At 40.9% G+C, this 21,503-nt stretch carries 18 protein-coding genes, 3 tRNA genes, 2 rRNA genes, 1 other RNA gene and 1 other annotated feature; of the genes, 19 read left to right on the forward strand and 5 right to left on the reverse strand.

Going from position 1 to position 21,503, the window contains the following annotated elements; translation table 11 throughout:
• Nucleotides 1-21 precede the first annotated feature (21 nt).
• Both KHA97_RS23290 and rrf read left to right on the forward strand, forming a co-directional pair.
• A 23S ribosomal RNA gene (locus tag KHA97_RS23290) occupies nt 22-2,955 on the forward strand.
• Between the two features lie 59 nt (nt 2,956-3,014).
• A 5S ribosomal RNA gene (rrf, locus tag KHA97_RS23295) occupies nt 3,015-3,130 on the forward strand.
• A 628-nt stretch (nt 3,131-3,758) separates the two neighbouring features.
• Here the strand turns inward: rrf and KHA97_RS23300 are convergent.
• The gene (locus KHA97_RS23300; protein WP_233713759.1) at nt 3,759-4,712 is read right to left on the reverse strand and encodes a YaaC family protein; all 954 of its coding nucleotides are present in this window, start codon (nt 4,710-4,712) and stop codon (nt 3,759-3,761) included.
• Between the two features lie 109 nt (nt 4,713-4,821).
• On the opposite strand from KHA97_RS23300, the gene guaB reads away from it, so the two are divergent.
• The 6 genes from guaB to KHA97_RS23330 all read left to right on the forward strand — a co-directional run bounded on the left by guaB (nt 4,822) and on the right by KHA97_RS23330 (nt 11,191).
• Nucleotides 4,822-6,288, forward strand: a complete 1,467-nt coding sequence (gene guaB, locus KHA97_RS23305; protein WP_213127203.1) for an IMP dehydrogenase — start codon at nt 4,822-4,824, stop codon at nt 6,286-6,288.
• Nucleotides 6,289-6,502: 214 nt separating this feature from the next.
• Nucleotides 6,503-7,795: a serine hydrolase gene (locus tag KHA97_RS23310; protein WP_233713762.1), complete on the forward strand. Its 1,293-nt coding sequence runs from the start codon at nt 6,503-6,505 to the stop codon at nt 7,793-7,795.
• Between the two features lie 146 nt (nt 7,796-7,941).
• A complete protein-coding gene (gene pdxS, locus KHA97_RS23315; RefSeq protein ID WP_213127205.1) occupies nt 7,942-8,823 on the forward strand; it encodes a pyridoxal 5'-phosphate synthase lyase subunit PdxS in 882 nt (293 codons plus the stop codon).
• Between the two features lies 1 nt (nt 8,824).
• A complete protein-coding gene (gene pdxT, locus KHA97_RS23320; protein WP_213127206.1) occupies nt 8,825-9,439 on the forward strand; it encodes a pyridoxal 5'-phosphate synthase glutaminase subunit PdxT in 615 nt (204 codons plus the stop codon).
• Nucleotides 9,440-9,463: 24 nt separating this feature from the next.
• Nucleotides 9,464-9,679, forward strand: a binding site (T-box leader).
• 52 nt (nt 9,680-9,731) lie between these two features.
• Nucleotides 9,732-11,006 (forward strand): serine--tRNA ligase, encoded by a 1,275-nt coding sequence (gene serS / locus KHA97_RS23325; RefSeq protein ID WP_213127207.1) that lies wholly within the window; start codon nt 9,732-9,734, stop codon nt 11,004-11,006.
• A 92-nt stretch (nt 11,007-11,098) separates the two neighbouring features.
• Nucleotides 11,099-11,191 (forward strand) — tRNA-Ser (locus KHA97_RS23330).
• Between the two features lie 42 nt (nt 11,192-11,233).
• Here the strand turns inward: KHA97_RS23330 and KHA97_RS23335 are convergent.
• From KHA97_RS23335 to KHA97_RS23345, 3 genes are all read right to left on the reverse strand, one after another.
• A complete protein-coding gene (locus KHA97_RS23335) occupies nt 11,234-11,890 on the reverse strand; it encodes a deoxynucleoside kinase (protein ID WP_325167539.1) in 657 nt (218 codons plus the stop codon).
• The gene (locus KHA97_RS23340) at nt 11,871-12,509 is read right to left on the reverse strand and encodes a deoxynucleoside kinase (RefSeq protein WP_213127209.1); all 639 of its coding nucleotides are present in this window, start codon (nt 12,507-12,509) and stop codon (nt 11,871-11,873) included. Before KHA97_RS23340 ends, KHA97_RS23335 begins: the two co-directional genes overlap by 20 nt.
• A 77-nt stretch (nt 12,510-12,586) precedes the next feature.
• Nucleotides 12,587-13,870 carry a glycoside hydrolase family 18 protein gene (locus KHA97_RS23345; RefSeq protein WP_213127210.1) on the reverse strand — a complete coding sequence of 428 codons (1,284 nt, stop codon included), beginning with the start codon at nt 13,868-13,870 and terminating at the stop codon, nt 12,587-12,589.
• 231 nt (nt 13,871-14,101) lie between these two features.
• On the opposite strand from KHA97_RS23345, the gene tadA reads away from it, so the two are divergent.
• Nucleotides 14,102-14,587, forward strand: coding sequence for a tRNA adenosine(34) deaminase TadA (gene tadA / locus KHA97_RS23350; protein WP_213127211.1), 486 nt, complete (start codon nt 14,102-14,104; stop codon nt 14,585-14,587).
• An 89-nt stretch (nt 14,588-14,676) separates the two neighbouring features.
• Nucleotides 14,677-14,942: signal recognition particle sRNA large type (ffs, locus tag KHA97_RS23355), an RNA gene on the forward strand.
• A 171-nt stretch (nt 14,943-15,113) separates the two neighbouring features.
• On the opposite strand, the gene KHA97_RS23360 is transcribed toward ffs, so the two are convergent.
• Entirely contained in the window at nt 15,114-15,536 is a 423-nt protein-coding gene (locus tag KHA97_RS23360) for a VOC family protein (protein WP_213127212.1), read from the reverse strand.
• A gap of 349 nt (nt 15,537-15,885) precedes the next feature.
• Between KHA97_RS23360 and dnaX the strand changes: the two genes are divergently transcribed.
• The 9 genes from dnaX to KHA97_RS23405 all read left to right on the forward strand — a co-directional run bounded on the left by dnaX (nt 15,886) and on the right by KHA97_RS23405 (nt 21,391).
• Complete coding sequence (gene dnaX, locus KHA97_RS23365) at nt 15,886-17,568, forward strand: DNA polymerase III subunit gamma/tau (protein WP_213127267.1); 1,683 nt, start codon at nt 15,886-15,888, stop codon at nt 17,566-17,568.
• A 29-nt stretch (nt 17,569-17,597) separates the two neighbouring features.
• Nucleotides 17,598-17,915, forward strand: coding sequence for a YbaB/EbfC family nucleoid-associated protein (locus KHA97_RS23370; RefSeq protein ID WP_233713763.1), 318 nt, complete (start codon nt 17,598-17,600; stop codon nt 17,913-17,915).
• A gap of 11 nt (nt 17,916-17,926) precedes the next feature.
• Nucleotides 17,927-18,523, forward strand: a complete 597-nt coding sequence (recR, locus tag KHA97_RS23375) for a recombination mediator RecR (protein ID WP_213127214.1) — start codon at nt 17,927-17,929, stop codon at nt 18,521-18,523.
• A gap of 18 nt (nt 18,524-18,541) precedes the next feature.
• A complete protein-coding gene (locus KHA97_RS23380) occupies nt 18,542-18,766 on the forward strand; it encodes a YaaL family protein (RefSeq protein ID WP_213127215.1) in 225 nt (74 codons plus the stop codon).
• Between the two features lie 68 nt (nt 18,767-18,834).
• Nucleotides 18,835-19,098 (forward strand): pro-sigmaK processing inhibitor BofA family protein, encoded by a 264-nt coding sequence (locus tag KHA97_RS23385; RefSeq protein WP_213127216.1) that lies wholly within the window; start codon nt 18,835-18,837, stop codon nt 19,096-19,098.
• 88 nt (nt 19,099-19,186) lie between these two features.
• Nucleotides 19,187-19,260: transfer RNA gene (locus KHA97_RS23390), tRNA-Ile, on the forward strand.
• A gap of 17 nt (nt 19,261-19,277) precedes the next feature.
• Nucleotides 19,278-19,350, forward strand: a tRNA-Ala gene (locus tag KHA97_RS23395).
• 362 nt (nt 19,351-19,712) lie between these two features.
• Nucleotides 19,713-19,886, forward strand: a complete 174-nt coding sequence (locus KHA97_RS23400) for a sigma factor G inhibitor Gin (protein WP_407658068.1) — start codon at nt 19,713-19,715, stop codon at nt 19,884-19,886.
• A gap of 86 nt (nt 19,887-19,972) precedes the next feature.
• Nucleotides 19,973-21,391, forward strand: coding sequence for an aminotransferase class I/II-fold pyridoxal phosphate-dependent enzyme (locus KHA97_RS23405; protein ID WP_213127218.1), 1,419 nt, complete (start codon nt 19,973-19,975; stop codon nt 21,389-21,391).
• Nucleotides 21,392-21,503: the final 112 nt, after the last annotated feature.

Raw genomic sequence — 21,503 nt, forward strand, 5'->3', positions numbered from 1 at the left:
ATCCATAAGAAACCTTTTTATGATTAAGTTAGAAAGGGCGCACGGTGGATGCCTTGGCACTAGGAGCCGATGAAGGACGGGACTAACACCGATATGCTTCGGGGAGCTGTAAGCAAGCTTTGATCCGGAGATTTCCGAATGGGGAAACCCCCTGCCCGTAATGGGGTAGGATCCATTTCTGAATTCATAGGAAATGGAAGGCAGACCCGGGGAACTGAAACATCTAAGTACCCGGAGGAAGAGAAAGAAAAATCGATTTCCCAAGTAGCGGCGAGCGAAACGGAAAGAGCCCAAACCAAGAGGCTTGCCTCTTGGGGTTGTAGGACACTCAACATGGAGTTACAAAGGAACGGGGTAGGCGAAGCGATCTGGAAAGGTCCGCCATAGAAGGTAACAGCCCTGTAGTTGAAACTTCGTTCCCTCCTGAGTGGATCCTGAGTACGGCGGGACACGTGAAATCCCGTCGGAAGCTGGGAGGACCATCTCCCAAGGCTAAATACTCCCTAGTGACCGATAGTGAACCAGTACCGTGAGGGAAAGGTGAAAAGCACCCCGGAAGGGGAGTGAAAGAGATCCTGAAACCGTGTGCCTACAAATAGTCAAAGCACATTCATGTGTGATGGCGTGCCTTTTGTAGAATGAACCGGCGAGTTACGATTTCATGCAAGGTTAAGTCGAAGAGACGGAGCCGCAGCGAAAGCGAGTCTGAATAGGGCGTTTTGAGTATGAGGTCGTAGACCCGAAACCAGGTGATCTACCCATGTCCAGGGTGAAGGTAAGGTAACACTTACTGGAGGCCCGAACCCACGTACGTTGAAAAGTGCGGGGATGAGGTGTGGGTAGCGGTGAAATTCCAATCGAACCTGGAGATAGCTGGTTCTCTCCGAAATAGCTTTAGGGCTAGCCTCAAGGAGAAGAGTCTTGGAGGTAGAGCACTGTTTGGACTAGGGGCCCTCATCGGGTTACCGAATTCAGACAAACTCCGAATGCCAATGACTTGTCCTTGGGAGTCAGACTGCGAGTGATAAGATCCGTAGTCGAGAGGGAAACAGCCCAGACCGCCAGCTAAGGTCCCCAAGTATCCGTTAAGTGGAAAAGGATGTGGAGTTGCTTAGACAACCAGGATGTTGGCTTAGAAGCAGCCACCATTTAAAGAGTGCGTAATAGCTCACTGGTCGAGTGATTCTGCGCCGAAAATGTACCGGGGCTAAACGGATCACCGAAGCTGCGGATTGACACCGTTGGTGTCAGTGGTAGGAGAGCGTTCTAAGGGCGGTGAAGCAAGACCGGAAGGACTTGTGGAGCGCTTAGAAGTGAGAATGCCGGTATGAGTAGCGAAAGAAGGGTGAGAATCCCTTCCACCGAATGCCTAAGGTTTCCTGAGGAAGGCTCGTCCGCTCAGGGTTAGTCGGGGCCTAAGCCGAGGCTGAAAAGCGTAGGCGATGGACAACAGGTTGATATTCCTGTACCACCTTTTTACCGTTTGAGCAATGGGGGGACGCAGGAGGATAGGGTAAGCGCGCTGTTGGATATGCGCGTCCAAGCAGTTAGGCCGGGGTGGAGGCAAATCCTTCATCCTAAGGCGGAGCTGTGATGGCGAGGGAAATATAGTACCGAAGTTCCTGATTCCACACTGCCAAGAAAAGCCTCTAGCGAGGTAAAAGGTGCCCGTACCGCAAACCGACACAGGTAGGCGAGGAGAGAATCCTAAGGTGATCGAGAGAACTCTCGTTAAGGAACTCGGCAAAATGACCCCGTAACTTCGGGAGAAGGGGTGCTCTGATAGGGTGTAAGCCCGAGAGAGCCGCAGTGAATAGGCCCAGGCGACTGTTTAGCAAAAACACAGGTCTCTGCGAAGCCGCAAGGCGAAGTATAGGGGCTGACGCCTGCCCGGTGCTGGAAGGTTAAGAGGAGCGCTTAGGTGCAAACCGAAGGTGCGAATTGAAGCCCCAGTAAACGGCGGCCGTAACTATAACGGTCCTAAGGTAGCGAAATTCCTTGTCGGGTAAGTTCCGACCCGCACGAAAGGCGCAACGATCTGGGCACTGTCTCAACGAGAGACTCGGTGAAATTATAGTACCTGTGAAGATGCAGGTTACCCGCGACAGGACGGAAAGACCCCGTGGAGCTTTACTGCAGCCTGATATTGAATGTTGGTGCAGCTTGTACAGGATAGGTAGGAGCCTAGGAAATGGGAGCGCCAGCTTCCATGGAGGCATCGGTGGGATACTACCCTTGCTGTACTGACCTTCTAACCCGCACCCGTGATCCGGGTGGGAGACAGTGTCTGGCAGGCAGTTTGACTGGGGCGGTCGCCTCCTAAAGAGTAACGGAGGCGCCCAAAGGTTCCCTCAGAATGGTTGGAAATCATTCGCAGAGTGTAAAGGCACAAGGGAGCTTGACTGCGAGACCTACAAGTCGAGCAGGGACGAAAGTCGGGCTTAGTGATCCGGTGGTTCCGCATGGAAGGGCCATCGCTCAACGGATAAAAGCTACCCCGGGGATAACAGGCTTATCTCCCCCAAGAGTTCACATCGACGGGGAGGTTTGGCACCTCGATGTCGGCTCATCGCATCCTGGGGCTGTAGTCGGTCCCAAGGGTTGGGCTGTTCGCCCATTAAAGCGGTACGCGAGCTGGGTTCAGAACGTCGTGAGACAGTTCGGTCCCTATCCGTCGCGGGCGCAGGAAATTTGAGAGGAGCTGTCCTTAGTACGAGAGGACCGGGATGGACGCACCGCTGGTGTACCAGTTGTCTTGCCAAAGGCATCGCTGGGTAGCTATGTGCGGACGGGATAAGTGCTGAAAGCATCTAAGCATGAAGCCCCCCTCAAGATGAGATTTCCCATCGCGCAAGCGAGTAAGATCCCTGAAAGATGATCAGGTTGATAGGTCCGGTGTGGAAGTGTGGCGACACATGGAGCTGACGGATACTAATTGATCGAGGACTTAATCAAATACGGTTTGTTTTCTCTATATCTGGTTTTGAAGGAATGAATCCTTCCCAACATACTTGTCTGGTGGCGATGGCGAAGAGGTCACACCCGTTCCCATCCCGAACACGGAAGTTAAGCTCTTCAGCGCCGATGGTAGTAAGGGGCTTCCCCTTGCAAGAGCAGGACGTTGCCAGGCAACCAAAGACACCCAATCAATGGGTGTCTTTTTTGTTTTTGAAAAGTGCCGAAAGGCATGGAAGAAAAGAATCGAAAACTTTGTAAGCGAGGATCAGGAGGACCAAGAAGATCGAGGAATCAAGGGAGAGAGACTCGGAATGGGCTATGCCCATGAGAATCGAACGAGCGCCGATGACGAAGAGATTCGCCGGTCATCCTGATCCGCAGCACGAACACGGAAGTTAAGCTCGCGCGCCGATGGTAGTAAGGGGCTTCCCCTTGCAAGAGCAGGACGTTGCCAGGCAATCAAAGACATTCTCAAATGAGAGTGTCTTTTTTGTTTTATTCAATCAAATACTGAAGGTATTAAATAATAGATATGATTCACGACTAAATTGGAATAATACAAAGTTTCATCGAGAATAAAGGTCAAATTCACGACGAAAATGGAATACTGCAGGGTTTCACCGAGAATTATGATGAAATTAACGATGAATAAGGAAAAGTGCAAGATTTCATCGAGAATAAAGGTGTGATTCACGACCAAATTGGAATAATACAAAGTTTCATCGAGAATTAAAGCGTACTTTCCAGGAGAAATTGAAGAATATCCAGAATAGTCCCTAATCCTACCTTCATCTAACCACCTATAATAACTTCATCCTTATATATTCCTCTACAAGAAAGGGGCCTTTTTTTTCTGTTATTTCAAGAAACGATTTAATTAAAGGATAATCAGAGTTGGGAGTTGTTTTTATTAAATCGATCCACCATTCTGTTTCGTAGCGGGAAATCATGCTTAAATTATAAAGTAAAAGATAATGAACAATCATATCTGGAAGCACCATATTAGGGTGAAGTTGAGCAGGAAGGTAAAGTTTTTGATTAAACAAGTGATAGCGAAAAGGAGGAGAAACGATTTTTTGATTTTTTAAAGTAGGTAGTTCTAAATTATTTTCGTTCCATCGTATTTCCGCCGGATATTTGCTGTTTAATAATTCTTTCAATCTTTTTTCGTCCACAAAATAGGATTCATGAATTTCTTTGGGCATCTCCCATTTTTTGTACTCGGTATATTTAAGTGCAAGCATGTTAGGTTTTCCAAAAATATGCTGCATCATCTCTTCCAACTCGACAATCAAATACAGGAGATCTCGCATACTAAATTTTTCTCCTTCGAGCTGTTTCACGTGGAACAGTTGTTCCGAAAAAAATGTACATAATCCATGTTTTTGTACTTTTATCTCATCATGTAAAAATTTATAATGGCGCTTTTTCCGTTTTCTCGTTGATACCCCATGTGCTAAAACAGAAGTTGAATTTGGATAATACGGATCAACTGTCAGAAGGCAGGCTTTTATTAAATGGATGAGCCCGTAAAATAGCAAAATCGGTCTTACAGATAATGGTGAAGTAGCGGCTTGATTATAAAATACTTCTCCTTGTTCAAGATAGTACATAAATGCATAGCAATTATCGTAACTTTTCGATTCACTTCCCTCGATTTTCAATTCTGTATAGCATTTTTTTAAGTAGCGTTGAGTCGTTTCGGCTGATTGAAAAATAGAAAAGCGTTTCCATATGTCACCTTCTATATACAAGCTTAAAACCTCCAAATTATTTGAAAAATGGAACATCACGACATATCCTTGACAGTATTTTAACCAATTGATAACCTACTAATAATATTTTGGGCAGGAGGATAAAAAAATGTGGGAATCAAAGTTCGCAAAAGAAGGTTTAACATTTGATGATGTATTATTAATTCCAGCAAAATCAGAAGTTTTACCTAAGGATGTAAGTTTGAAAGTAGAGTTGACGAATACGATAAAATTGAATATTCCTATCATTAGTGCAGGTATGGATACTGTAACTGAATCTCAAATGGCCATTTCAATGGCTCGTCAAGGCGGCCTTGGCATCATTCACAAGAATATGAGTATTGAACAGCAAGCAGAGCAAGTAGATAAGGTAAAACGTTCTGAAAGCGGCGTTATTACAGATCCTTTCTTTTTAACTCCTGAACATAAAGTGTACGATGCGGAGCATTTAATGGGAAAATACCGAATTTCTGGTGTTCCAATTGTAAATAACGAAGAAGAAAGAATTTTAGTAGGGATTATTACGAATCGCGATATGCGTTTTATTCAAGATTATTCTTTATTAATATCGGACGTCATGACAAAGGAAAATCTTGTAACTGCCCCAGTTGGTACTTCTCTTGCTGAAGCTGAGAGCATTTTACAACAGCATCGAATTGAAAAATTACCTCTTGTGGACGAAAAAGGTGTTTTACAAGGATTAATTACGATAAAGGATATTGAAAAAGTCATTGAATTCCCGAACTCTGCAAAAGATGAAAAGGGAAGACTATTAGTAGGTGCAGCAGTAGGAGTCACAAAGGATACATTAAAACGAGTGGAAATGCTTGTGAAATCCCATGTCGACGTAATTGTAGTTGATACGGCGCACGGACATTCAGCGGGCGTTATATCAACTGTAAAAGAAATACGAAACCATTATCCGAATTTGAACATTATTGCCGGGAATGTGGCGACAGCTGAAGCAACAGCGGAATTATTTGATGCTGGTGCCGATGTTGTCAAAGTTGGAATTGGACCAGGCTCGATTTGTACTACACGTGTTGTAGCGGGTGTGGGTGTGCCACAAATTACTGCGGTATATGATTGTGCTTCAGAAGCGAGAAAACGCGGCAAAGCGATCATTGCAGATGGTGGAATCAAATACTCTGGAGATATCGTAAAGGCATTAGCTGCAGGTGGACATGCTGTTATGCTTGGAAGTATGCTTGCTGGAACGTCTGAAAGTCCTGGAGAAACAGAAATCTTCCAAGGACGCCGTTTCAAAGTATATCGAGGCATGGGTTCAGAGGCCGCTATGGAAAAAGGCTCGAAAGATCGTTATTTCCAAGAGGATGCGAAAAAGTTTGTTCCTGAAGGAATCGAAGGTAGACTTCCTTATAAGGGACCACTAGCTGATACACTTTACCAATTAACTGGCGGACTTCGTTCTGGAATGGGTTATTGTGGAGCAGCTGATTTACAGGAACTCCGCGAAAATGCTCAATTTATTAAAATGACAGGTGCAGGTTTGCGTGAAAGCCATCCTCATGATGTGCAAATTACGAAAGAAGCTCCTAACTACTCAATATCTTAAATTTTTTGATAAATAAATATTTAAATGGTAGAACCATTTGCTCCTATGCTCATGGGTTTCTGCCATTTTTTTGTTAAAGATGAAATTCCTTTGTCGTCTACAAATTCATCACTATCTATGATAAAATGACAAGGGTGTACATATAACGTTGGAGGGCTAACTTGTGAAAAAAAGAACGTTCAAAATTTTTGCTGCTTTTACTTTAGGTTTATTACTGCTATTAAGTTCGATACAATTACCAAATCGCGCTTTTGCTCAAGATGCTTTAAATATAAATGCTGATGCTGCTATTCTCATAGAAGCAAGTACCGGAAAAATTTTATACGCGAAAAATGAGGATGCTGCATTAGGGATTGCGTCCATGACGAAAATGATGACGGAATACATTATGTTCGAAGCGATCCATGATGGAAAAATCAAATGGGATCAAGAACAAACGATTAGTGATTATGTAAATAAAATCTCAGTAGATACGAATCTATCAAATGTTCCTCTTGAAAAGGGGAAAAAATTTACGATTAGAGAGTTATATGAAGCGATGGCAATATATTCTGCAAATGGAGCCACTATATCCATTGCCGAAGCGATTGCTGGTTCCGAATCAAAATTCGTTCAAATGATGAATGACAAAGCAAAAGAACTAGGCTTGAAAAATTATAAATTTGTTAATTCTACTGGTTTAAATAATCGTGATTTAAAAGGGATGCATCCTGAAGGAACGGGTGCAGAAGATGAAAATGTAATGTCGGCTAGGTCTACCGCGCAATTAGCTGCATATTTATTAAGAGACTATCCAGAAGTATTAGAAACAACGAGTATCACGAAAAAAGAATTCCGCACAATGCCTGGTGAGATGAAAAACTGGAACTGGATGCTTCCCGGTTTGATTTATGGCTATGAGGGAGTAGATGGACTGAAAACAGGTACAACTGATTTTGCGGGCTATTGTTTCACAGGTACAGCGAAACGAAACGATTTAAGGGTTATCACGGTTGTCATGAATGCGAAAAATTCAAAAGGACAAGGTGACTATAAATCTCGTTTTGATGAGTCTAAAAGAATGATGGAATATGCATTTACTAATTATTCCACTAAGGAGCTTTATCCAAAAAACTATGTAATCAAGAAGCATGACTCATTACCTGTTGTAAAAGGGAAAGAAAAGTCTGTCAAAATTTATACAGATAAACCGATAAAACTAGTTATTAAAAATGGTGAAGAAAAACTATATAAACCAGTCTTTAAGGTTGATAAAAAGAAGTTAAATAAGGATGGCCAATTAACAGCTCCACTCAAGAAAAATGAAGTAGTAGGTACAGTTGATCTTGCCTATAGTGGAGAGAATGATTTTGGCTACTTATCCAAGGATTTTGCGCCAAAAATCAACATGGTCACTCAAGAAAAAGTTGAGAAAGCTAATTGGTTTGTGTTGATGATGCGAGGAACTGGTGGATTTTTCTCTGATATGTGGACAAGCGTAACGAAAACAGTGAAGGGCTGGTTCTAATTAAGAATAAAGCAGCTAACTTTAATCCTCTCGAGGGACTAGAGTTGGCTGCTTCCCTATATTGACACGTTACTATATTTGTAGTTAACTAAAATTATTCCGATAGCATTAATAAGATATTTTATATAAAAAAAGGGGCGCTGGAAATGAAAACTGGAACAGATCGTGTGAAACGCGGCATGGCAGAAATGCAAAAAGGCGGCGTAATCATGGATGTAGTCAATGCAGAACAGGCAAAATTAGCGGAGGAAGCTGGAGCGGTAGCTGTAATGGCGCTTGAGCGTGTTCCTTCTGATATAAGAGCAGCAGGCGGCGTAGCTAGAATGGCTGACCCTACTATCGTTGAAGAGGTCATGAAAGCTGTTTCTATTCCAGTTATGGCAAAAGCGCGAATTGGCCATATTGTAGAAGCACGAGTTTTAGAAGCAATGGGTGTTGATTATATCGATGAAAGTGAAGTTTTAACACCTGCAGATGAGGAATTTCATTTAAATAAAAAAGAATATACGGTTCCTTTCGTGTGCGGATGCCGCGATTTGGGAGAGGCAGCTCGCCGCATTGGTGAAGGAGCTTCAATGCTTAGAACAAAAGGAGAACCTGGGACAGGTAATATCGTCGAAGCGGTTCGCCATATTCGAAAAGTAAATGCTCAAGTGCGAAAAGTAGTAAATATGAATGAAGATGAGTTAATGACGGAAGCGAAACTTCTTGGTGCTCCGTATGAATTGTTACTTGAAATTAAGCGTCTTGGCCGCTTGCCGGTTGTTAACTTTGCAGCTGGTGGGGTAGCAACTCCAGCAGATGCTGCTTTAATGATGCAGCTTGGCGCTGACGGAGTATTTGTAGGGTCAGGTATTTTCAAATCAGAGAATCCTGCAAAATTTGCTCGTGCGATCGTAGAAGCAACGACTCATTATCAAGATTATGAGTTGATTGCTGAGCTTTCAAAAGGTTTAGGAACTGCTATGAAAGGTATTGAAATTTCTACCCTTACAAAAGAAAACCGTATGCAAGAGCGCGGGTGGTAATATGATCACAATCGGCATACTTGGATTGCAGGGAGCAGTTCGTGAACATGTAAACGCCGTGGAACAGTGCGGTGCGAAAGCAGTCGTTGTAAAAACGGTTGAACAATTAGCGGAACTTGACGGGTTAATTCTTCCTGGCGGTGAAAGCACTACGATGCGCAGATTGCTTGATAAATATGGTTTTATGGAACCTTTAAAAGAATTTGCAGCTAACGGCAAGCCGATGTTTGGTACATGTGCCGGGTTAATCTTACTTGCAAAGCGAATCGGTGAAGAAAACGACGTACATTTAGGCATGATGGATATCACGGTGGAGCGGAATTCTTTTGGCCGTCAGGTAGACAGTTTCGAAGCGGATTTAACAGTAGCAGGAGTAGCGGATTCCATGACAGCCGTTTTCATTAGAGCGCCTCATATTGTTGAAGCTGGTGAAAATGTTGAAATTCTTGCGAAATACAATGGAAGAATTGTAGCAGCAAAAGAAGGACAGTTCCTTGGCTGTTCGTTTCATCCTGAGTTAACAGATGATACACGTTTGACGCAATACTTTATCGATATGTGTAAAAATGCAAAAGAAAATACTGATAAAAAAGTTGCAATCGATGTTTCGATGTAGTATAGTATGAAGAACTTTATCAAGAGTAATGCGATGAGAGGAAATAGTAGCAAGTAATGGCAGTCTTAAGAGAGCCGATGGTTGGTGAGAATCGGCGGCGCATACTGTGAATCCATCCTCGAGCAAAATGTTGAACGCTTTATGCCAGTAAGCATTTTCGGTGCAGAGCCGTTATCTAATTAAGCGGAAGGCGAAAGCTTTCAATCTGGGTGGCAACGCGGGTAAACTCTCGTCCCTTTTTAGGGATGGGAGTTTTTTGTGTTTATAAGAAAATTTTTAAGGAGGAAATCACATGCTTGATATTAAATTGTTGCGTAGCAATTTGGAAGAAATTAAAGTTAAATTGCAGCATCGTGGAGAAGATTTAACGGATTTAGACAAATTTGAAACGCTCGACCATAAGCGTCGTGAAGCGATTGTGAAGGTTGAGCAGTTAAAAAGTAAGCGTAATGAAGTATCCCAACAAATTGCCAAGATGAAAAAAGAAAAGCAAAATGCAGATGACTTAATTGCCGAAATGCGTGCAGTTGGGGATGAAATAAAAGAGCTTGATACAACCATTCGTGAAGTAGAAGAAGAGTTGGATCATTTAATGTTATCCATTCCGAACATTCCTCATGAAAGTGTTCCAGTCGGGGAGACGGAAGATGATAATGTAGAGATCCATAAATGGGGAGAGGTTCGAGATTTTGGTTTTGAACCAAAGCCACATTGGGATATCGCTGGAGATTTAGGAATATTAGATTTCGAACGGGCAGCAAAAGTGACGGGAAGCCGTTTTGTCTTTTATAAAGGCTTAGGAGCACGACTAGAGCGGGCGTTAGCTAGCTTTATGCTTGATCTTCATATTGAAGAGCATGGATATGAGGAAATTATGCCTCCATATCTTGTGAATCGTACTAGCTTAACAGGAACAGGGCAGCTTCCAAAATTTGAAGAAGATGCATTCTTGGTTGAGAGTGAAGATTATTTCTTGATTCCAACAGCGGAAGTGCCTGTTACTAATTATCATCGCGATGAAATTTTAAATGGGGATCAATTGCCATTAAATTATGCGGCCTTTAGTGCTTGCTTCCGTTCTGAGGCTGGATCTGCCGGAAGGGATACACGTGGTCTCATCCGTCAGCACCAATTTAACAAAGTAGAATTGGTGAAGTTCGTGAAACCAGAAGACTCTTATGCTGAGCTCGAGAAATTAACAGGCCATGCGGAAAAAGTTCTGCAGCTTCTTAATTTACCATACCGAGTATTAAGCATGTGTACAGCAGATCTTGGGTTTACAGCTGCTAAAAAATATGACATTGAAGTATGGATTCCAAGCCAACAAACGTATCGCGAAATTTCTTCTTGTTCTAACTTTGAAGCATTCCAGGCAAGACGTGCAAATATACGCTTTCGTCCTGAGCCAAATGCAAAACCACAACATGTTCATACATTAAATGGTTCTGGTTTGGCGATTGGCAGAACAGTAGCAGCCATTTTGGAAAACTTCCAACAAGAAGATGGAACAGTTATCATACCGGAAGTGCTTCGTCCATATATGAGAAATAAGGAAGTAATTGGTTAATTCAAGGAGCCCTGTGAAAAAAACTCACAGGGTTTTTTATTTTTCTAGTTGACTTTAGAACGTAGCGCTGTTACAATATTTTTTGTTGCCATGGAGGAATACCCAAGTCTGGCTGAAGGGATCGGTCTTGAAAACCGACAGGCGGGTTAAACCGCGCGGGGGTTCGAATCCCTCTTCCTCCGCCATAACATTAACATTGCATAATATTGGAGATAGGAAACCCGATGCTAATTGGCATCGGGTTTTTTTATCGATTTTTCAACTCTTTTAATAATGGATTCCAAAGAATGTTGGTTGTTAAGATCATAATCCTTAATGTTTAAAGTTAGTACGGGGCATAAATCAAAGTTCCGAATCCAGTTTTCGTATCGACTATGTAACTCAACCCAATATTCATCGGCAGTCTTTACTTCCATAGGACGTCCCCGCTGGTGTATGCGCTCCAAAATGTATTCAAGTGGTCCGTCAAGATAAATGAGTAAGTCTGGTTGAGGGAAATAAGGGGTAAGTACCATCGCTTCGAATAAATTTACATAGGTCTTATAATCAACTTCTGTCATCGTACCATTTTCATAATGCATTCTCGCAAAAATATCAGCATCCTCGTAAATGGAGCGGTCCTGAACAAAACCTCCTCCTACATTAAATATTCTTTTCTGCTCCTTAAAGCGTTCTGCCAAAAAATATATTTGCAGATGGAAGCTCCAACTTTTAAAATCATCATAAAACAAATCGAGATAAGGATTGACATCTACTTGTTCAAAAGAAGCTTGAAACCCTAGAGCATCAGCAAGTCGTTTAGTCATCGTCGTTTTTCCTACACCGACTGTGCCGGCAACGGTAATAATAGAGTTTTCAGGTATGTTATATTGACGCATTTCGATTAATGCTCCTTTTTTCCAGTGCAGGATGCAGGATTGAAAAGATTGTTTTCAAATCATCGGGATTTGCTACAAAATCTAAATTGGTTACATCAATACGAACGACGGGTATAGGGAGTTTTTCCATAAACTCTTCATAATCAACGGTTAGTTGTTGAAGGTAAAATGGATCAATATTATATTCGAAATCTCTTCCCCGCTTTTTTATTCTGCCCAATAATATTTCTAGGTCAGCAGTCAAATAGACAATCAAATTAGGTTTAGCGAGATCATGGGTAAGGATATTGTATATTTGTTCGTATTTTAGAAATTGCTCGGAATTTAATGTTCTTCTAGAAAAAATGATATTTTTAAAAATATGATAATCGGCTACAACAGGTTGTCCGGCACGCAAATAATCTTTTTCCATATCACCAAGCTGCTTGTAGCGATTGCAGAGAAAAAACATTTCGGTTTGGAAGGCCCACTCATGAATATTGTCATAAAATTTATGTAGGAATGGATTTTCTTCAACAATCTCTTTTAAAAAATAAAATCCAAATTGTTTCGAAAATGCACTTGCCAAAGAAGTTTTCCCTACTCCAATTGGTCCTTCGACGGCAATAAAAGGTGCTTGTCCCATTAATAATCCTCCCCCATATACCTATTTCTTCCATCATACCATTGAGAGGGAGTTGGGGAGAAATGATCCCCCCTACACTATTTTTTTACTACATTAAAATTATCGGTAATTAAAAGCCAATTTTGTGGGAAGGAAAGTCCGAGCTTCCAGTAACTCACTCCACGAAGGTTTAACTCTTTTACGAGATCAAATTTGGCTTGAATGGATCTTGCGTCTTCAAACCATACTTCGTGCCTTTTCCCATCTTGAGCCGTATACGTAAAAAATGGTGCCTGAGCTTTTTGATCGTATTGAATCGATACATTATTTGCAGCCGCTATTTCAATCGCTCGTTGCGGACTAACTGCTTTTGCCGTTGTTCCTTGTACAAACGGGAGTGTCCAATCGTAGCCGTATAAATTTTGACCCATGAATATTTTGCTGGAAGGAATTTCTGTAATCGCGTATTCTAATACATCTCGTACTGGTCCAATCGGTGAGACAGCCATCGCTGGTCCTCCGCTATAACCCCATTCATATGTCATGATAACGACATAATCAACAATTTCTCCATGCGCTCTATAATCATGTCCTTCATACCATTCGCCTTTTTGAGTGGCACTTGTTTTTGGGGCAAGTGCAGTCGAAATCATTAATCCTTCGTTATGAAATCGATCTCGAGCCGTCCGCAAAAAACGATTATAGGCTTCACGATCTCTTGGAAAAAGTCGTTCAAGATCAAAGTGAACATCTCCAAAGCCGACTCGTTTTGCTTCTTGAATGATATTATTTAGAAATGTATTCTGGACTCGTTGGTTTGTAAGCAAGGTATGCGCCAATTCAGAACTGAATTGGCCAGCTTCTTGATTGGCTATGACCATCACTAATGTATTGCGGTTGGCACGAGCAATGGTTGGAAAATTATTCAGTGGCGGAGCTGTCAACGAACCATCACTCTTTGCTAAATACCCAAATGGCGATAAATACGTTAAATAGGGAGCAGCTTGCCTTGCACTCGTTTCGAGAGTTGGAGAGACGGTTTCCCCAAATGGTTCAACATAGGCATTGAACTCCCGGTTAGTTTTTGGCCTTTCAGGAATATAGAGACGTAAGCCTACATGAATAGGGGTGTTAACAGGAATTCCGTTTATGCGGGCAAGTTCTTGATAGGAAATCCCAAACTTCTGACCAATAGACCAGAGGCTGTCCCCACTTTTCACCCAGTAGAAACTTCCAACGATAGGAATAACTATTGCCTGACCAACAACCAGCTTATCGGGATTGGGCAGATCGTTTGCTTCTGTAATGGTATTGGCAGGCACGCCATATCTTGAAGCAATTGAAGTTAATGTCTGATTAGCCTCGACAATATGAATTTGCATAGTTCAACCTCCTTTAAACATAGAAAAGTGTAAGCGCCTTGTTAGTCGATAGGCGCTGGAGCTGGACATCACATTCTAAAATAAAAATAAAAGCCATAGTAAGTTTTATAATATTCCTTAGAAACAAAGTAATGGTTGTAACCATTTTATGAGGTGAAATATAGTAATAGACATGATTTACTCAAAGAAGTTTTGTAAAATAAAAGATATTCATGAACAGGGAGATTTTCAATGGAACTCATAGATGAAAAGTTTATGCGAGCAGCGATCGAAGAAGCTAAAAAGGCAAGGGAGTATGATGAAGTACCAATTGGTGCTGTTATCGTGTTAGAAGGCAACATTATAGCGGCCGCCCATAATCTACGGGAAACCGAGCAAAATTCGATCGCTCATGCTGAGATACTAGCGATCGAAGAGGCTTGTAAAAAGCTTGGAACATGGAGATTGGAAAAAGCCGAGCTTTATGTAACACTTGAACCATGTCCGATGTGCAGTGGTGCCATTATTTTATCGAGGATAAAAAAAGTGGTGTACGGGGCATCGGACCCAAAGGCAGGGTGTGCAGGAACTTTAATGAATTTACTTCAAGATGAACGTTTTAATCATCAGAGTGAAGTGGTAGATGGAGTTTTGAAGGAAGAATGTGGGATGCTGTTAAGTCAATTCTTTCGTGAGTTGAGGGAAAAAAAGAAAATGGAAAAACAAAACAATCAGTAATCCCGCCGAAACATTGATTTTTTAGTGAAAAAATAGTATACTAAATCATGCGCATATGAGTTGCGCAATTGAATATGGTATCAATTTTGCCGTGCTAGACGGGGAAGTAGCGGAGCCCTGTAACCCGCAATCCGCTCCAGCGGGGTTGAATTCCTTCCCGAGGCTGTTGTACTGTAGGGTCTGCCTCAAGTAAGTGGTGTTGACATCTGGGTCCTGCGCAATGGGAATCTATGAACCATGTCAGGTCCGGAAGGAAGCAGCATTAAGTGGAATCTCTCATGTGCCGCAGGGTAGCCTGGATTGAGCTAACTGCTTGAGTAACGCTTATGGTACACAGTCAGAGGAAGGTGTGCGGCAGTTTATAAATTGCATACAAAAACCCATTCACTTTGTGGATGGGTTTTTTAGCGCATTGTAAAAAAAGAGTATTGCTCATTGACGTAAAATTGATTATTAGAAAGGACTAACGATCAGACCTGAAAAATCAGGACTACATGGTAAGCGATGATAAAGTTAATTACAGAGTTTATTCAATTGCATCCCATTGTGGATTCCATACAACTTCCCATAAGTGCCCATCTGGATCTTGGAAGTGACCAGAGTATCCCCCCCAAAAAGTTTCATGAGCAGGATCAGTTATGATTGCTCCACCTTGTTTAGCTTGTTCCATTACTTTATCTACTTCATCTTTACTATTAACATTGTGACCTAATGTAAATTCAGTAGGACTAGGTTTTGTTAAAGGAACTTTTGCCTCGTGTGCGATGTCTTTACGATTCCATATAGCAAGTTTTAAACCTGATTGCAATTCAAAAAAGGCAACTGCACCATGTTCGAATTCTTCACCGACTATACCTTCAGTTGGAAGACCAAGACTATCTCGATAGAAATGTAATGACTTTACTAAATCGTCTACACCTAAAGTAATTACTGTAATACGGGGTTTCAAATAGGCACCTCCAAAATAACTGTTTTTTTAATTATATAACAACAATTAATGATTAGGAGAAAAACTAAAGTTTTTATAGGCAATATGAATTCTTCTAACCAACTCAAAACGACAATACCGACAATACGGATCCACAAAAAATAATGGTCATTTCCTGGGAAATATTATCGAAAAATAGGGGAAATGCTTTTCTTTTGGTGAAAAAGATAGAAAAAGTTCGAAGTTGTACGTTAGAAAAAATATACGTTTCTCTTTAAAAACGTGAGGATAATCACTTTGTAAATATATCCTTGAATAAGGTATAATAAAAGGACGAGAAAAGAATGGAAGATAAAAAAAGGAGGGGAGTATCGTGTACCAAGCACTATATAGAGTATGGAGACCACAGTCATTTGCGGATGTGATTGGTCAGGAACATGTGACGAAAACCCTGCAAAATGCTCTCCTCCAACAAAAGACGACCCATGCGTATTTGTTTTCGGGCCCTCGCGGTACTGGTAAAACAAGTGCGGCAAAAATTTTAGCTAAGGCAGTCAATTGCGAAAGAATGCCTATTGCTGAACCTTGCAATGAATGTTCGGCTTGCCGCGGGATCACAGATGGCTCGATTCCAGATGTTATTGAAATTGATGCGGCTTCCAATAATGGAGTAGAAGAAATACGGGATATCCGCGATAAAGTAAAATATGCACCTAATGCTGTCCCATACAAGGTCTACATTATTGATGAAGTGCATATGCTTTCCATTGGCGCGTTTAATGCCCTATTAAAAACATTAGAGGAACCGCCAAAACACGTCATTTTTATTTTGGCGACAACGGAGCCTCATAAAATACCGCTAACAATTATTTCTAGGTGTCAGCGCTTTGATTTTAAACGAATAACAGCTCAAGATATTGTTGGGAGAATGTCTCATATTGCTACAGAATCGGGTCTTCAATATGAAGAGAAGGCGCTGCATATAATTGCCCGATCTGCGGGCGGTGGAATGAGGGATGCGTTAAGTCTTCTTGATCAAGCCGTTTCATTCAGCACAGAACGTGTTACGGTAGAAGACGCCCTAACGGTTACAGGTTCAGTTTCTCATAATTATTTGAACAAAATAGGCAGAGCTGTTTATGAAAAAAATATTCCTGAAGCTTTGACTGCTCTTGAGGCATTAATGTTGGAAGGAAAAGATCCGGCGAGATTTGCAGAAGATTTGATTTTATATTTTCGCGATATTCTCCTTTACAAAACGGCTCCTAACCTAGAGGAATCATTAGAACGGGCCATGCTTGATGAAGATTTTACAAATCTGGCGAAAGAAATACAGCCGGAGCAAATATATAACTATATTGATATACTAAATCATACTCAACAAGAAATGAAATTTTCCAACCATGCCCGTATTTACTTAGAAGTATGTTTAGTCAAACTATGCCAAATAGAATCAAAGAAAGTAGTAGAAGTGGTTGGAATTCAAGAATTACATGCTAAAATAGAAGGGCTTGAAAAAGAACTTAAAGCATTACGAACAAATCGCCCGGCTATGGAGGAAGTGTCCCAAGCTCAGTCTCCTAAGAAAACGGCTCGCGCGTCGAAGGAATTCCGAGTAAATACGAGGATGGTAAGAGAAATTTTAACAGATGCGACGAGAGAGGATTTAAATTCCGTCAAGAGTCATTGGGGCGAATTACTAGAGGCGCTTAATAGCAGGCAAATGCGCTCACAATCAGCATTGTTGAACGATGCAGAGCCAGCAGCTGCTTCACCAAAAGGATTCATTTTAAAATTTAAATATGAAATCCATTGTAAAATGGCGATGGAAAACCAGACGTTCTTAGACATCACTTCAAACATCCTTGAAGAAATTACTGGTAAAAGTCTTCAATTTGTTGGAGTTCCAGAAGACCAGTGGATGCAAATTCGCGAAGAATTTCTACAAAATCAAAAACAGGATGGAAATAAAGATGAGGAAGAACATGAAGATCCACTAATATCTGAAGCAATGAAGTTAGTCGGTGCTGATCTGATTGAATTTAAAAATTAAATGATTATTTTTGGAGGTCATAAAAGATGATGCGTGGAATGGGAAATATGCAAGGTATGATGAAACAAATGCAAAAAATGCAAAAGAAGATGGCTGAAGCACAGGAAAAATTAGGGGAAGAGCGTATTGAAGGTACGGCTGGCGGCGGTATGGTAACTGTTATCGTATCTGGCCATAAGGAAGTCATTGAAGTAAATATAAAAGAAGAAGTAGTGGACCCAGAAGATATTGAAATGTTACAGGATCTTGTCCTAGCTGCAACAAATGATGCGCTAAAAAAAGCAGATGATTTAACAAATCAAACGATGGGACAATTTACTAAAGGCATCAATCTTCCAGGGTTTTAGGAGGTCATTTGATGCATTACCCAGAACCGATATCAAAGCTTATCGACAGCTTTATGAAACTGCCGGGTATTGGGCCCAAAACAGCAGCCCGCCTGGCGTTTTTTGTTCTTAGTATGAAGGAAGAAACCGTATTGGATTTTGCAAAGGCCCTTGTCAATGCGAAAAGGGACTTAGGCTATTGTTCCGTTTGTGGCCATATTACGGATCAAGATCCTTGCTATATATGCAAAGATCCACGCCGCGACCGTAGCGTGATTTGTACAGTCCAAGAGCCTAAAGATGTCATCGCTATGGAAAAAATGAAGGAATACAATGGGCTATATCATGTGTTGCATGGTTCTATTTCCCCAATGGAGGGAATCGGCCCTGAAGATATTAACATACCGGATTTACTGAAAAGATTACAAGATGAAACAGTCCAAGAGGTTATTTTGGCAACGAACCCTAATATCGAAGGGGAAGCGACAGCCATGTATATCTCACGTCTTTTAAAACCATCAGGAATTAAAGTAACGAGAATCGCTCATGGGCTCCCGGTAGGCGGAGACTTAGAGTATGCTGATGAAGTCACCCTCTCAAAAGCACTTGAAGGAAGAAGAGAAATCTAGAGGTGGAGGGAGCCTGTCGTGTTTAAGAAAAAGAAAAAGCTCCGTAGGGAATATGATCAACAATTAATTGAGCTGATGGACACAACAAAAAAGGATTGGATGATTCAATCTCAGCTATTAAAGATGAGTTTTGAAAAAAGCGATGATTTGCAAGTACTCACCCAACTTGCAAAAGCGAAATACTTTTTTTTATTTCATGAAGCAAAAGTAAGAAAAATCTCCATAAATAAATATGGAATATAACAAAAAGTTCTTTTCGGACAATCCTTTCATACAATTAATTAAAAGGATTGATCCGGGAGGGACGGGATTTGGAGTCAATTATTATCATATCTACACTTTGCGTGTTGATTATTTTCTTGTTAATGGCTGGCTTACCAGGTAAGGTTTTAAAGTGGATTGGCCAAGCATGTATGAAGCTAGTGATTGGGGCATTGTTTTTATTTTTTTTGAACGCAATCGGAAATCAATTTGGGGTTTTCGTGCCGATTAATTTTGCCACATCGGCTATATCTGGATTTTTGGGAATACCAGGAGTAGCAGCTTTAGCGATGATTCAATTATGGATTTTATAATATCTACTCCATTAAGGGGTGGATTTTTTTTATGAGTAATTGACACTGATTTATAACCATGATAGGATATAAAAGTCGTTTATAGTGTGGGCCTGTAGCTCAGCTGGTTAGAGCACACGCCTGATAAGCGTGAGGTCGGTGGTTCGAGTCCACTCAGGCCCATCACCCCACATGATAACGGGGCCTTAGCTCAGCTGGGAGAGCGCCTGCTTTGCACGCAGGAGGTCAGCGGTTCGATCCCGCTAGGCTCCATATAGAAAAGCGAAAGCGCCTTGCTCATCGACGTACAAACTTCAGGGCCTCTGACTGAGATAAAGGAAACACGACGAGGAACGAGTCGATGTTCACTTATCGTAGGGAAGAGGGCAAGAAGTTTGCTAGTCGATAGGCGCTGTAGCTGGGCAAAGAAAAGCAAATTCTACATATAATAAAAGGACATGATTTGGTGAATGCACCACATCGTGTCCTTTTTTAGTATTATCCTTCAGTACAAACACAGCAACTGTCCCAAATGCATACAATTAAATTGCAGAGTTTCGTAATATGAAAAATGTTAAAAATTGTGTATACAAATAAAGGGAACGGCGCAAACTGATATGTATGGAGGTGGAGATGTGGAAAAATGCATAATTTGTGAAGAAACTGATAAACAAGGAATTCATCTTTATACATCTTTTATTTGCACAGATTGTGAGAAAGCTATTATTGCCACAAGTACGAAGGATCCAATTTATAAATATTATATTAAACAATTAAAAGCGATAACAGAAAAGAAGATATTTTCATAAATTTGCCCAGGCTAAAAGTTAGCCTGTTTTTTTTAAGTCCAAATAGTACAATAAAAGGAAAGAAATGATGTAAGAGAGGTTTTTATATGCACCAAAAGAGTATGCCTCTATACGAAAGTCTAGTCAACCATATTTCAAAAAATCCAATTTCCTTCCATGTCCCAGGACATAAAAATGGTGAGTTATTTAGTGAAGAAATCCCTTTTAAGTCCTTTGCCAAGTTTGATGTCACGGAGCTTTTAGGCTTAGATGATTTGCACGATCCGCAGGAAGTGATTAAGGAAGCTCAGGATCTACTCTCAGCATTATACCGTTCTAGGAAAAGCTACTTTCTTGTCAATGGAAGTACGGTAGGGAATTTAGCGATGATTTTGGCTGCTTGCCAGGAAGATGACACTGTCTTAGTGCAGCGAAACTGTCATAAATCTATATTAAATGGTCTAATGCTTGCAAAAGTGAAACCTGTTTTCTTTTCACCTGACATTAATAAAAATCTTTTGATACCATCGGGGCCAAATCAAAAAGTCATCCAGTACGCCATTGAGAAAAATCCTCATGCAAAAATATTGATACTCACGTACCCTGACTATTATGGACAAACCTATAATATTAAGGAAATTATTGATTTTGCACATGAACATAACATAGTCGTACTAGTAGATGAAGCTCACGGAGCACATTTCCAGCTAGGAAATCCATTTCCTCCATCTGCACTTCAGCTTGGCGCAGATATCGTTGTTCATTCTGCTCATAAAACATTACCGGCGATGACGATGGGATCTTTTTTACATATTAATAGTGAAAGAATTAATGAGCAAAAAGTGGAATTTTACTTAAATGTTCTGCAATCAAGCAGTCCTTCTTATCCGATTATGGCCTCGCTTGATTATGCACGTTATTATCTTGGTAATTATACAGAAGAGGATAGAGATGTTTTCATTCATGAGAGAAAATTGTATATCCGAAAATTGCAGGAGGTTTCCGGTCTCACTGTTATGACAAGTGATGATCCGCTTAAATTAATACTCCGTCATGAAAATTTATCTGGCTTTGAATTACAGGAACAGCTTGAAAAAGTATGCGTAATTCCTGAACTGGCTGACCCGTATCAGGTATTGCTTATTCTCCCATTAATAAAACAGGGGATGAGTTTTCCGTTTACGAAAGCTATCGATGGAATTCGTCAGGTTTCTTTAAAATCACTAAGGAAATCTAAAGAAAACAATATTCTTTTCGAAATGAAAAATCCTATTGATTTAGTGGAACTATCTTATTCTTATAAAGAAATGCTCAATATGCCGTATGAATGGGTATACATAAATCAATCTGTCGGAAGGATTGCAGCAAAAATGATTATTCCGTATCCTCCGGGTATTCCATTATTCTTACCTGGCGAAAAAATTACGGATGAACATATTACTCAACTTCAAAAACTTTTACAAGCAGGTGCTCGTTTTCAAGGAGAAACACAATTAAAACAAGGGAAGATTGCGGTTTTTATTTGAAAGATAAGGACGAAGGTATAAAATATTGAGTATACTTTTTACAAAGTACATCGCTAAAAGGCACATTGTGTTTCTTTTATCTCAGTCAAATGCCCTGAAGTTTTTACGACGA

This window comes from Lederbergia citri (genome assembly GCF_018343625.1).
Taxonomy (GTDB): Bacteria; Bacillota; Bacilli; order Bacillales; family Bacillaceae_C; genus Lederbergia; species Lederbergia citri.